Below are 12701 nucleotides of genomic sequence, written 5' to 3'. Positions count from 1 at the left end.
GAGATTATGAGACTCGGAATGGTAATCGATCTACAAAAATGTGTAGGTTGCGGTGGTTGTGATTTAGCCTGTAAAACAGAAAACAACACAGCCGATGGAATTCAATGGTCAAGCCACCTAAATGTCACTGAGGGGCGTTTTCCTGACGTTAAATATAGCTATATTCCAACTTTATGTAACCATTGTAGCGATGCGGCTTGCGTAAAAGTGTGCCCTACAGGGGCCATGTATAAAGATAAGCGTGGCCTCACGTTACAAGAAAACGATAAGTGCATCGGTTGTCGCAAGTGTATGCGCGCCTGCCCTTACGGTGTTATCAGCTATAACAAGCAAAAACCGCATCGTAAATGGCAAGATGACCAAGCGCTTATCGAAGGCGCTACAGCATCGCCTTACGCGCTACTCAAGCGAGTGGACAATAAAGTACTGCCTTACTTAAATCCTGAGCGCGGTGACACTTATCCGGTAACAAGATCAAGACGAACCACCGAGAAGTGTACTTTCTGCGATCATCGGTTGGATCAAGGTTTAAAGCCTGCTTGTGTATCGGCTTGCCCATCGAATGCGCGGGTATTTGGTGACTTGAATGATCCAACGAGCGAGGCGGCTAGATTGATTAGTATGCATAAAACTCAGCAGCTGAATTTGGATGCTAATACTAATCCAAATGTGTACTACATTCGTAGTTTTAACGTAAAAACAATCTACTAGTTTTTTCAAATATACGGTTAAGTGAGTCGCTCCCTTTAGGGCGGCTCACCTTTTTATGGCGTGCCATTTTTACATAAAATCAGCGGGCGTTCTTTGTTAGCACCGATCAGATTTAGTTTTGCAAGCGGTGCGGCAATAAGCTCGTTATTGCCGCTATAGGTTTCAAGTAGTACTTGCCTAGCCCACTGTGGCAGCTGCTTGTTGATCGAGTAGTAAATCCATTGCCCTTGGCGACGGTTAACCACTAAACCCACTTTTTTAAGCAAAGCCAGATTGCGTGAGATCTTGGGCTGGATCTCGTCCAGAGCCTCACAAAACTCGCATACGCACAGCTCTTCTTCAGCCTGCAGCAATAACAGAATAGATAAACGAATATTGTCAGATAACGACTTAAACAAACTTATGGGTTCTACTTGAATAGACATGGGATATTTCGCTATAAATTTGGGGCTACATTATGAGTTTTAAGCGCTTGAGTCAATTCCAAGTAGGTTATAGTTGCATACTTTAACGCAGCAAGGATACACGCTTACCTATGAAGCTGTCGTATAGGTAAATGGATAGCCTTGCTGTTTGTCGCGTTAAGATATTGAGGGTTTTTCTGGCTTTATTTCCCCCAAGCCCTTCAATTTTTGAAAGCTATTATTCTGTGGCTGTGAATACGGCTTCGACATTGTCAAAATGTGCGAATAGGCGTTTTGCTATCGCTTCTATCAGAGTGTGTGGGCTGAAGGTGCGACGTTGGCGGATTAAGCGGTGGCTATTTAATCTGTGGCGAAAAGTTATTTACTATAAGTGATAATATGTTGATCCTTCAAGGAATTAATCAGATGATGGCGCTGTTCTTAATCCTATCCAAGCCAATGTGTAGAATGCTTAAGCAGCCCATTGAGCGAATGACAGACGTCGATGGCAACAATCCAGGCGTGAACCCGTTAGTACTAACGCCAATCGTGTGAGTTGGCTGGGGCGGGTTATACACTTGTCGGATCGTCAATGGCAGCCCTACGATGATGGTAGCTGGGTGGTGGTCTCTATGGAGTCTTATAGTCGTTACTGCATGCTGCTTCACTACCCATTCAAGCCCAGATGGGAGCTGCTAGAGATAGATTTTTATAACCATTGGAGATTACATGCTGTTGGCTGATTTCGAGCCGAAGGGATCATAAAGAACGATGATGAAGGGATGCAGGTGCTCGATAATATTGAGCATTATTTTGAGCAAACCAAACAGCATTGTTTTCGTAATTTAGATCGTAGCATCGGCGCTCATATCGCAGAGGTGCAGTACTATTTAAAATCATTGTTTGCAGATCATCAACCACGCTATTTTGATAGCGAGGAGGCATGGGAACTGAGCATGTATATCAATCAGCAGCCGCGAAAGGTCAACGGCCAGCGCAGTAAAAAGCATCAGTTCTTTCCAGTGGAACGTTTTATCGAAGATTGTTTATATCGCTTCGCCAGTGGAGTCAGCGCCAGTACATACCCGAATGTTGAGCCGGGCAATTTCCCTTGCCCTTACCAAGAGAAACCGCAGCTTCGAATATTGAAGTGATGCAAGATAGCTACAAGTTTATGGTATTAATATTTCACGGATTTTTCTAGCCTTCCCTAGTCCAATCCCTTCAATTTTTATGAGTTCATCAGTAGATGCGGTCATTACGGCTTCGATGCTATCAAAGTGACTCAACAGTCGTTTTGCTAATCGAGGTCCGATTTCGGGGAGACTTTGAAGAATAAAGAGTTGGCGGTTTTTTCTGCGTTTCGGCTTTCTTCCGTGGAGTTTTAACTCTGTTTCTCTACAGTTTAATTGCGTGGCGCAAAAGTAAATGATTTTAGCCGATTCATACTGGGACAAACTACGTAAAATGGGAATATTGAAGTTGACTGAAATAGAGCAAAGCGCACCAATCAGGGCTTCTCGTGTAATGTCGTAAGATGCAATATCACGTGATGAACCTTCGATGAGTAGTGCTGCATTGTTTGAGGAGTCAGATAATCGTGAGATCTGTGAAAAAAGTCGACCGTTACAGAGGGAGAGGACGAGATCGGGGAGAGTCTTTCTTTCAATAAGCCAGTTGCCTACTTGATAATCACCGAGATCCATACGTTTTCTGACCAGACACAGATCTGTGTGGAGTGACAGTTGTTCTAGTAATATCTCCGCGTGTTCCCTATCGTCATAGCTTATCTCAACTAGAGTTTTATTCATCCTGAATACTTAATCAATCCATCGAGTATTATTGAGTCTAGTTTAAATTGTGTAGGGCGAAGTAAGCGTATTTGCAAATAAAACAAAAAGCCCCATTAATAGGGGCTTGGTCATGTTTTATTATCGAGGGTTAACCCTGGATTACGTTACGCGATTTTAGTCACCACTTCTCTTCATTTTTAAGTTGTTTTCTATACGGATTTAGTACTGTGCTTCCATATTATCGTCACACCTTTATGTCGTGATAACAGTTAGAGTATGTTGCTGTTGTTCTAACGCCTTTAGCGTGTAATTATTGTTTTAACGCCTCTAGCGTGTAAATACCATTTCAACGCCTGTAGCGTGTAAAACTTGATTTACCCGCTTTAGCGTGTAAAGTGGATTTAGGAATTGTTTCTAATAGGTAAAACCATCATGAAGGTGACTAACTCAAAGCAGCTTAGCGCGTATCTCAAAGATGCACGATTGAACATGAAACTGTCGCAAAGCAAAGTGGCACATAAGGTAGGCATTCGTCAGGATACGGTTTCAAGCTTTGAGCAAAACCCTGGTTCCACCAAATTAGAAACGCTATTTAAGATTTTATCAGCTTTAAATCTTGAGCTAGACATTAAGGTTAGAAATCCAGAGCTGGCGAGTAAGTTACTGGACGATAGAACCATGAGCTCTGACCGTGAATGGAAAGAGGAGTGGTAATGGCTGTTCTAGATGTTTATATGAATGGCTATCTCGTCGGAGGTTTCACTAAATCCACTACGGGTTTCCATCTGTTTCAGTATGCTGCTCAATGGTTAAGTACACCGAATAGTCGCCCAATCTCTTTGTCTATGCCGCTGCGAAAAAAAGCGTATAAAGGCGATGAGGTTTATAACTTCTTTGATAATTTACTGCCAGATAATATTGAGGTGAGAAACAGAATTGTTGCTCGCCACAATGCGCAATCGACACAAGCATTCGATCTATTAGCTAAAATCGGACAAGACAGTGTAGGGGCGTTACAGTTAGTAGCATGCGGACAAAAAGCTTTTGATATTAAAAAAATTGAATCTAAGCCCTTATCTGATACGGCATTGGAAAAAGTACTAAAGGGCTATCAGTCAGGTATTCCGTTAGGTATGTTAGCGGAAGAAGATGATTTTCGAATTTCTATTGCGGGCGCCCAAGAAAAAACAGCTTTACTCAATCTAGATGGACAATGGCGCCTTCCTATCAAGGCTACTCCAACAACGCATATTATTAAGCTGCCAATCGGTGAGATCCAGAGTCATTCACACACCATTGATATGCCAGACAGCGTTGAAAATGAATACCTGTGCATGATGATAGTCAGGGAGTTTGGCTTAGATGTACCGCACTGCTCAATAATTAGGGTCGGCGATATTAAGGCGCTCGCGGTTGAGAGGTTTGATCGCAGGTTATCAAGTGATGGCAAATGGATCATGCGATTACCTCAAGAGGATTTCTGTCAGACATTAAATATTCCAGCAGCCAAAAAATATGAAAGTCATGGCGGCCCAGGTATTGAAAAAATAATGCCGTACCTACTGGGTTCTAGGAATGCAGAGCAAGATAGATACGACTTCATGAAGTCTCAGGTACTGTTTTGGTTATTAGCAGCTACAGATGGTCATGCAAAAAACTTCTCACTCTTCATTGAGGCCGGTGCCGGGTATCGATTGACTCCCTTTTACGATATTTTGTCCATGTACCCCGTGATTGGTGGTAAGGGCTTAAATATTCGTGATGCTAAGTTGGCTATGGGACTTAAGGCTACTAAAGGTAAGAAGTATCAGGTTGCACAGATCTTCCCGCGGCATTTTATGCAAACTGCAAAAGCAGTCGGTTTTGACGTTGCCGCTATGTCCGCTATCATGCGCGAGATAGCCAGCTCCGTTGATTTGGTGATGGAAAAAGTACAAGCGCAGTTACCCGATAGCTTCCCTGTTTATATTCGCGATGCAATACTTGATGGGCTAAAAATAAGATCGAAGAGGCTGGTCGATAAGGAGGGTTGCTGAGTAAAGTAGCAACCCTTCGAGACCTGAAGCGTTGCTCATAACAAGTGAGAGTAAACCCTATTCAACGTTCTGGATCTGAATGTAGCGAGCTGGTATTAATGTATTTAATTACAGTTGCTTAATGTTGTTGTCATGGTTTGATTTTAGTTTTAGTCACCACTTTAGTCCCGTAAATGCAGTCTGTATTGGGTAAATGTTGTTACTCGAAACACATTAGGAATACTAACTGAGATCATTTTATGTCTGGCGAAACCTATTTTTAATAGTTAAGTATATTTACCAAAAATTAAGCTAATAAATGGGTATGAGTAAATACCGTCTTCATCAAGCGCTAACCAGTCATCGATTAATTCACCAACATTATCAGCATCAATCGCAAATGCTTTATTAAATTCACTTCTCAGAGAACTCGCTAGTGCCAACCTTGCATCTCTTAACCTTTGACTGTCTAAATTCAATCTCGTCAAATGGCTAGTTCCTAATTCAACTGGTATGTTTTGAGAAGTACAAGCTTCTTCGTTTAAGGATATAGAGCCATCAGCTTCATTGAACAAATAAATAGGATTTTGATTGTTTAGCTTTAATGGGGAAATGAAAACACCATCTGGATCTGTTTCTCCTTTCTTCTGCCCACATGTTAGCCTGTTTTTATTCCTTTTATTCGCGCCAGTCCGAAAATCTATATCTTGCTTAATAGTGAAGTGTGATGCTTGAGCTGTGCCACCTAAGCAACCAGGATACAAGTTTGCCCATTCTATAGCTCTGTTAGGCACTCCATCGCCAAATTCATAGTTGTCGTTTCCATTTTTCGGATAAAAATGTTCTAACTGAGAATCATTCTTGGCTATTAATCTATGCTCACAATACACACATAAACCACCCGTTTTCTTTATCGCCGTAATCTTTACCGTATTATTTACATTGGAATTTGCTCTTAACTGATTCCAAGTGGCATTAGGGGTTTCAATCCTGAAATCTCGGAGCAATTCAGGTTCTTCAATATCTTGAATTGACATTATTTACTCTTTCTAGATTTCATCCAACTAACACGTTTTATGGCCAAGTCAGCTTCCATTAGCATTGGTTCAGTACCATCTGTTAACTGGACCAGCTCTTCTCTTAGTTCAAGTGCTTTGGCTTTCTCCCCGTCACCAGTTTCAATCAAAGAGAAGTACTCTTTGAGCTTTTCCGATACCACAGTGTCTGGTCTCGGGTTAACAAACAAAATCTGCTGCATTACACGGCTATTTTCTCCTCCAAATGGAGAATCAACCATCTCTGCTTCCTTCATTGAGCTAGATACAGCCCTAATAGACTCACCTCTAACAGTGGTTAACACTTGTGGACTATGTGTTGTGACAATAAACTGTAGATTACGGAATAGTGCAGTTAAGTCATCAAGTACCCTTTGTTGCCAACGAGGGTGTAAGTGAAGTTCGATTTCATCAATTAAAACAACACCTGAAACATCTAGAGGGGAATCTGACTTAGGGTTTAAAAGATAGGCTCTTCTAACAAGATCAATGGTGAGCGCCACCATATTCCGGTAGCCTTCACTTAGCTGTTCAAGGCCTAATAAAATGAGCCGATTTTGTTCATTTTTCCAAGATACAACTACGTCGTTAGAGTTTTTATCGAAAGTTACATCATGAACCCTTTCGACAATTTGTTTAACCGCGCGAGATATCAACTGCTTTGCAGGGTGAGTGAAAGTGTGCTTCTTCTTTTCATCCCTGAGCTTTAGCTCATCGACCTCAATTTTAGAAAACCAATTTTTTAATATGCCATAATTAATCTTGGCATCTAATGCTGAATCATACCCTTCGCCACGTTGAACCTTCTCAAACGGACTGATAGAAACCTTTCCACTTGATGTGGATAATGCTCTATTAGTTCCATAATAGGCGATTAGCGGATATTCCTTATTGGTATCCACTATTTGATTCGCAAAGTCGGAAAGAGCCAGCGTCCCAATTTTTGCTAAAGTGTTTCTGTCAGAACCTTTAGTCGCTAAATCCCAACTCAGACTTGATGCTGTATCCATTGATATGCGAGCTGAATCAGCAATTCCATTAGGACCAACATGAATATCAGATCTGCGTATCAATTTACCTTTAGCATCAGGCATAGCTGTTAAAAATGGGCCTAAACCACATGCAATAGCTTCTAATATTGATGTTTTACCAGCTCCATTTTCACCAACTAAAACAGTTAGAGAGTCATGCAAAGGTATTGTAAAGTTGGTATATCCACGGAAGTTGGTTAATTGTACTTGGCTAACTTTTATTGTTTTTTCAATATATAAACTAGGGTCTAAATTGTAATTGTTGTGAGCAATTTCTTCATGAGGAATTGTGGCGCTAAAGCGTCCATCGGAATGGCAAGACTCTACTATTTTTTTAATATTGTCATTAGATAGCGTATTTCTACCTCTGCGGGGCTCGTAGAAGAGTGAGGCATCGATAAAGCGAATGCCCTCTTGGCTTTGTTGATGGTTCGCATCCAGAACCAATAAAACAGTTGATATATTGGTAGAGTAATGAATTCCTTTAGGGAGCAAAATGATTTTTTCAATTACTTTTTCAGAAGTTAATACTTGCCTAATATGACTTTCTGCTCCAGCTCTCGTTAACGAACTCAACGACATGCCAATAATGAGCTTTCCTTGGTTTTTTAAAGCTGACAACATTGATAAGCATACAAACCAATCACTTCTGGATTCTGGCAGTCCCCAAGCAAGATCAAGCCATGGGTTATTTGAGCTACTAATAATATCTTGTCTAGTTGACTTTGGGATCTTCAACCCAAATGGGGGGAATGAAACAATTAGGTCATAACTATTCCTTGTATATTCGGGTCGAGTAATCGAATCTCCTATGAAATCATTACCATGGACACCTCTTAAAATTCGACTAACAATAATTTGGAAATGAACGTCACTGTTCATTTCCTGAGTATCAATTGTTACTTCTCCTTCAAGGGCTTCATGAAATGAAAATGCGGTGCTACCGCCACCAGCAAATGGGTCACAAATTGTCTTGGGAGAATAGGTCAGGCCTAAAGTTGTAACAAGCCTATTAACGTCTCTAGGTGTATAAAACTCGCTACCAGATTTTGACTCATTTTCAGCAAAAAGGGTATTTAACTCACTTAAAGTAAATCTAGTTACTGCTTTACTTCTGTTATCAACATTACTACGGAGAGCAATCCTTACATATTCTTCATCTATGTTATTGTTCTTTATTAAAATTTCTAAAATATGATGACTAGTAATATGACCTAACTCTTCAGAGAATAGACCTAAATCTGAACAAAATTTTGTGAGATGATCAATATGCTCTCTAATAGCATTAAAAGAATTAAACCTTGGGGCTTCGAAATGTTGGCCACTATTGTCCTGCATGTATCGAATAAACAAGAGAGCGTAAGCAAGCGAACGATAATCAGAGATTGGTGAAGCGCCACGGATATACTCAAGCAGCTTCCAGATCTCTTTCGCCTGTGCTTTAGCGGCACTATTAACTTTTTCAGAATAATCCATCAATAACTCCAATCTTCATATGCTAGCGGTAAGCTGTTAAGTAGGTTTCTTCGTTCTTTCCAATCAGGCATATGTTTATCCATAATGGCTCTAAAACGGTCGTTGTGATGACGTTCGATGAGATGAGTTAGCTCATGTACCAAAATATATTCCATGCATTCAGGAGGCTTTTTGGCGAGCTCTAGGTTGAGCCACAATCTCTTTGCTTGAATGTTACAGCTACCCCACTTGGTTTTCATCTTCTTAATACAAACACTGCTAGATTGAACGTCTAGTTTTTGTTGCCAATGAGGGAGTAGTTTTATCAGTGAGTCCTGCATCTGTTTTCTATAAAAGTCGTTTAGTAATTTCAAACGGTTATCTGTGGTCGTTGTATTGGCCACTGATATCTCCAACTTAGTATTCCCTTTTATTGTCACAACATGCTTGCTAGAAGCCTCAACAATACTGAGACGGTAACGCTGGCCCCAAAGATAATGGCTCTCACCGCGAACCATCTCTCTGCTTGATTGGCGAGGTTGAGCAGCGAAATCTTTCTGCTGCCTCTTGATCCAGGCTAGCTTGGTAATAATCGCAAGGCGAATGGCTTGCTCGCTTGTGGTGTGCGGTACTGATAAGCGGACACGACCATTAGGAGGCAATACACTTAGGTGTAAGTTTTTAATGTCCTTTCGGTTGACCTGAACTTGAATGCCACTAATTTCAATGTGGTCGCTATCATTTGATGGCATTAATGATATTCCTTCTGAGCTTTAACAAGCCCCATAACTTCTACGATATCAACTTTATAGCTCGCTGTTTCTTGGCGAATTGCATTTGCTATTTCACGCTCTTTGAATCGGTCACCTAACCATTCCGCTTTTTTTGTATACCTTACAGCGGTATCAATTTTAGTTGTTAGAACTTCATCATTACCTAAATTATCGTATAAGGATTGCTTTGCCGCCGTATCGACAGATTCTGGATAACTAGCGCTGCGATTACCGCTAGGATTAACAACTTTCTTGGCCAACTCTCGAATCCTTTCTAGGTATTCTTGATAGTTAAGTGCTTTTTCACGACGTTGCTGGATAATCTCATCGAGTAGTGATGACATTTGTTCGAAGTATTTTGGATTGATTGGGTTTTCATCGACAATGGTTTTACGGACGTTATTTTCGATAGACTCAGCCATGGCTTCTTCATTTTCGCGCAAGTCTTTTGGTAAAGAGTCTAATCCTTCACCGTTGTTATTCACGACCAAATCGATAAGGCCTAGCTCCTCGAAATCGATCAGTTGTTCGCTATCATCAGCCCGAATATACATATCTAAAAGGTGACGCATAGCGGGCTCAAAACGCTTCATTTCAAGCAAGTCACCACTAGCCAATTTGATTTCATCACGTACTTTTTCGTAGTAAATGACTTCTTGTTTAATTTTTTCTGCCTCAGATGCAGAGTACCCAGCTTGCTCCATCTCATTAGCTATATTGGCAAAAGCTCTTAATAACTTAGCTGTGGCTTGATATAGCGTGAGTCGTAGTGCTTCTTTCTCGGTTCGTTCATCGGGATCATTTGGCTCAACGCCAGATTCACCGCAAAAATAGTGAATAAAATCTTTAGTATCACGCGGCGCTTTAACGGGTTCACAAAGAGCGCGAACAGTTTCCAATGCAATATCTAAATCTTCCTTAGATTGCACTAAACGGTCTTTTAGTAGGCCTGCCACATCATCTTGGTCGTAACCATCAAAAGCCTCTGCGGTGTAATCTTTAATTGCTTTATCTAGGGAGCGAAACAAATCTTTATAGTCGATGATATAGCCGTACTCTTTATCTTCACCGTCTAAACGGTTTACCCTACATATAGCTTGGAATAGATTGTGATCTGCCATGCTCTTATCTATGTACAGGTAGGTAGCAGAAGGTGCATCAAAACCAGTTAACAGCTTATCAACCACGATAAGCAGACGCATTTGCCCAGGTTCATCAATAAAGCGCTGCTTAACTGCTTCTTCAAACTCTTCAACTCGTTTTGCGGCATCGGTTTCATTCTGTTCAAAATAATCAGCTAGCATCTTGCGATAGGTATCGTACTTGAATAGCTTTTCAGTTAAGCCTTCACCAGACTCTTCACCTTTTATGGTACTGGCATGAGGTAGGTAGCTGGTCACAATCGCGCATTTACCCGCTAAATCAGTTTTACTAAATAGGTCATATACAACACAGGCTTGGTGAACACTGGCGCATACCAACATGGCATTGCCGCGACCATCCATCAGTCTAGGTTTTATTTCCATATCCATGAGGATGTCGCTTACTATCTGCTCTAGGCGAGACCTGCTAGAGAGCACCTTTTGCATGGTGCCCCATTTTTGTTTGAGCTGCATTCTGGCTAGATTAGAAATGCCTTTGGTCTTGGCTTCAAACCATTGGTCTACTTTCTTCTGTGATGTTAAGTGCTGATCGATATCTCGGGCTTCATAACGCAAGTCTAAAACCACACCATCAATGACAGCTTCGTTAAATTTGTAGGTATGAATATAGGGACCAAATACTTCTAAGGATTTTTTCTTATCCTTTTTCATTAATGGCGTGCCTGTAAAGCCGATAAACATTGCTTCAGGCAAGATGACCTTCATTGCAGTGTGCAATTTCCCTGATTGAGTTCGATGACACTCATCCACAAAAACAAACAACTTACCTTTTGCGCTGAAGTCACTCGGAATGCTTTTCGTTAAGGCTTCAATATAGTCAGTCGTTGCTTCGTCTTTATCCTCTTCTTTTGTTATTTCACCATTGCGACCAAATTTATGAACAATCGAACACATTAACCAAGGGTTAGGGTTATTCAGTGTTGCAACGAGATCTTGGCCACTTTTGGTTCGATAGATCTGTTCATCGACGCCAGAGAAAACTTTTTTAATCTGTTTATCTAGCTCTGTACGGTCAGTAACAATAAGTACGCGTGAGTCCGTGACATTTTCACGGATCCACTTAGCTAACCACACCATGGTTAAGCTTTTACCCGAGCCTTGGGTGTGCCAAATTATGCCACCTTGCTTGTTAGTAGAGTGGGAGGCGACATGCTTTTTAGCTGCTTGAATACCAAAGAACTGATTATGCCTGCAGGTTTTTTTTACTCCGGCATCAAACACGATGAATTCATGGATCAATTGTAAAAATCTTTTTTTATCACATAACTGAGCTAAGTGAGTATCGAGTAGCGTCTCACACTGAACATCTGATTGTGGCAGAGAATGATCACCTTCAGGTTCTTTCCACTCAAGATAGTATTTTTCTGTGGTTTCGATGGTACCGTAGCGAATGCCTTGGGTATCATTACCAGCCATAACTAATTGCATGGTGGTAAAGAAGTTGCGGATAAATGACTTTTTCTGGTTATCGAGGTTTTGTCGAATGCCTTCGCTCACCGATACAGATGAACGTTTTAGTTCGATCACCCCAAGAGCAATACCGTTTACATAAAGCACTATGTCAGGGCGCTTTTTATTCTCTCCTTTTACAGATACTTCTTCCGCTATAGTGAAATTATTGGCTTCAACATTTTCCCAGTCGATTAACCAAACAGTTTTATTCTGCTCACCAGTACCTTCTTTCTCTTTGACACCATAACGTAATAGGCGATAGACCTCTTTGTTAGCGTCATAGAGGTTTTTGCCTTCACCGAGGGCAGTCGCAATATCTAGTTTGCGCAATGTACGCTTTATCAAGGCTTCAGATACACCACGGTGACTAAGCCATTTGATGAGTTGACCAGTTTCAATGTTGCGATTATCTTCGCGATATTCCCAGTTACCTAAATAGTCATAACCCAGTTGATCACGGAAAAATCTGACAACGCGCTCTTGGGTGGCACGCTCTTTTTGGCCTACGGTACTCATCAATTAATTCCTTTCAATCAAACCTTTGCTATCAAGCAACGATCAAACAAATTTAAGTTCTTAAAATCAGCAGGTTAAAGTTCAATCCAGCTAATTAGTATCAAATTACACGCATTCAATCAAGCAACTATCAAGCAAATTAGCTCCAGTGTGGAACGTAGCGCATAGCTTTGGTGCCAGCATCTGCGTCATAGGGCTTAACCAGTCCAGCACTCACAGCATCTTTTATTACTCGCTCACCGTGGCGCTGTTTTTCCCTTCGATACCGAAGCGCTCTCTTAGCGAAGCATTGTTCATGTGTTCACGGCCTATGTACCGCAAACAATAATGTTG

At 41.1% G+C, this 12701-nt stretch carries 11 protein-coding genes; 5 read left to right on the top strand and 6 right to left on the bottom strand.

Going from position 1 to position 12701, the window contains the following annotated elements; genetic code table 11:
- Positions 1–6: 6 nt before the first annotated feature.
- Positions 7–711 carry an arsenate respiratory reductase iron-sulfur subunit ArrB gene (gene arrB / locus JK628_RS21420; protein ID WP_202286916.1) on the top strand — a complete coding sequence of 235 codons (705 nt, stop codon included), beginning with the start codon at positions 7–9 and terminating at the stop codon, positions 709–711.
- A gap of 53 nt (positions 712–764) precedes the next feature.
- Here arrB and JK628_RS21415 read toward each other — a convergent pair whose 3' ends face one another.
- Entirely contained in the window at positions 765–1136 is a 372-nt protein-coding gene (locus JK628_RS21415; RefSeq protein ID WP_202286915.1) for a metalloregulator ArsR/SmtB family transcription factor, read from the bottom strand.
- Positions 1137–1514: 378 nt separating this feature from the next.
- Between JK628_RS21415 and JK628_RS23385 the strand changes: the two genes are divergently transcribed.
- A complete protein-coding gene (locus JK628_RS23385; protein ID WP_237524082.1) occupies positions 1515–1670 on the top strand; it encodes a hypothetical protein in 156 nt (51 codons plus the stop codon).
- A gap of 233 nt (positions 1671–1903) precedes the next feature.
- Positions 1904–2269: a hypothetical protein gene (locus tag JK628_RS23380; protein ID WP_237524081.1), complete on the top strand. Its 366-nt coding sequence runs from the start codon at positions 1904–1906 to the stop codon at positions 2267–2269.
- Positions 2270–2287: 18 nt separating this feature from the next.
- On the opposite strand, the gene JK628_RS21405 is transcribed toward JK628_RS23380, so the two are convergent.
- Positions 2288–2926 (bottom strand): ERCC4 domain-containing protein, encoded by a 639-nt coding sequence (locus tag JK628_RS21405; RefSeq protein WP_202286914.1) that lies wholly within the window; start codon positions 2924–2926, stop codon positions 2288–2290.
- A 414-nt stretch (positions 2927–3340) separates the two neighbouring features.
- On the opposite strand from JK628_RS21405, the gene JK628_RS21400 reads away from it, so the two are divergent.
- Positions 3341–3622: a helix-turn-helix domain-containing protein gene (locus JK628_RS21400; protein WP_202286913.1), complete on the top strand. Its 282-nt coding sequence runs from the start codon at positions 3341–3343 to the stop codon at positions 3620–3622.
- On the top strand, positions 3622–4944 hold the full coding sequence (locus tag JK628_RS21395; RefSeq protein ID WP_202286912.1) for a type II toxin-antitoxin system HipA family toxin: 1323 nt from the start codon (positions 3622–3624) through the stop codon (positions 4942–4944). Before JK628_RS21400 ends, JK628_RS21395 begins: the two co-directional genes overlap by 1 nt.
- A 266-nt stretch (positions 4945–5210) precedes the next feature.
- Here JK628_RS21395 and JK628_RS21390 read toward each other — a convergent pair whose 3' ends face one another.
- The 4 genes from JK628_RS21390 to JK628_RS21375 are packed head-to-tail and all read right to left on the bottom strand — an operon-like array spanning position 5211 to position 12368.
- Complete coding sequence (locus JK628_RS21390; RefSeq protein WP_202286911.1) at positions 5211–5960, bottom strand: hypothetical protein; 750 nt, start codon at positions 5958–5960, stop codon at positions 5211–5213.
- Complete coding sequence (locus JK628_RS21385; RefSeq protein ID WP_202286910.1) at positions 5960–8485, bottom strand: N-6 DNA methylase; 2526 nt, start codon at positions 8483–8485, stop codon at positions 5960–5962. The genes JK628_RS21390 and JK628_RS21385 overlap by 1 nt, the downstream gene beginning before the upstream one ends.
- A complete protein-coding gene (locus JK628_RS21380) occupies positions 8485–9216 on the bottom strand; it encodes a M48 family metallopeptidase (protein WP_202286909.1) in 732 nt (243 codons plus the stop codon). Before JK628_RS21380 ends, JK628_RS21385 begins: the two co-directional genes overlap by 1 nt.
- A complete protein-coding gene (locus JK628_RS21375) occupies positions 9216–12368 on the bottom strand; it encodes a type I restriction endonuclease subunit R (protein WP_202286908.1) in 3153 nt (1050 codons plus the stop codon). Before JK628_RS21375 ends, JK628_RS21380 begins: the two co-directional genes overlap by 1 nt.
- Positions 12369–12701 lie beyond the last annotated feature (333 nt).

The organism is Shewanella sp. KX20019, assembly GCF_016757755.1.
GTDB lineage: Bacteria > Pseudomonadota > Gammaproteobacteria > Enterobacterales > Shewanellaceae > Shewanella.
The sequence above is the reverse complement of the archived record's forward strand: the minus strand, read 5'-3'. Positions and strand labels throughout refer to the sequence as shown.

Coding starts and splice junctions, on each gene's coding strand:
- JK628_RS21395 (WP_202286912.1), top strand. CDS start 3,622: ATGGCTGTTCTAGATGTTTATATGAATGGCTATCTCGTCGGAGGTTTC.
- JK628_RS23385 (WP_237524082.1), top strand. CDS start 1,515: ATGTTGATCCTTCAAGGAATTAATCAGATGATGGCGCTGTTCTTAATC.
- JK628_RS21400 (WP_202286913.1), top strand. CDS start 3,341: ATGAAGGTGACTAACTCAAAGCAGCTTAGCGCGTATCTCAAAGATGCA.
- arrB (WP_202286916.1), top strand. CDS start 7: ATGAGACTCGGAATGGTAATCGATCTACAAAAATGTGTAGGTTGCGGT.
- JK628_RS21415 (WP_202286915.1), bottom strand. CDS start 1,136: ATGTCTATTCAAGTAGAACCCATAAGTTTGTTTAAGTCGTTATCTGAC.
- JK628_RS21380 (WP_202286909.1), bottom strand. CDS start 9,216: ATGCCATCAAATGATAGCGACCACATTGAAATTAGTGGCATTCAAGTT.
- JK628_RS21405 (WP_202286914.1), bottom strand. CDS start 2,926: ATGAATAAAACTCTAGTTGAGATAAGCTATGACGATAGGGAACACGCG.
- JK628_RS21375 (WP_202286908.1), bottom strand. CDS start 12,368: ATGAGTACCGTAGGCCAAAAAGAGCGTGCCACCCAAGAGCGCGTTGTC.
- JK628_RS21390 (WP_202286911.1), bottom strand. CDS start 5,960: ATGTCAATTCAAGATATTGAAGAACCTGAATTGCTCCGAGATTTCAGG.
- JK628_RS21385 (WP_202286910.1), bottom strand. CDS start 8,485: ATGGATTATTCTGAAAAAGTTAATAGTGCCGCTAAAGCACAGGCGAAA.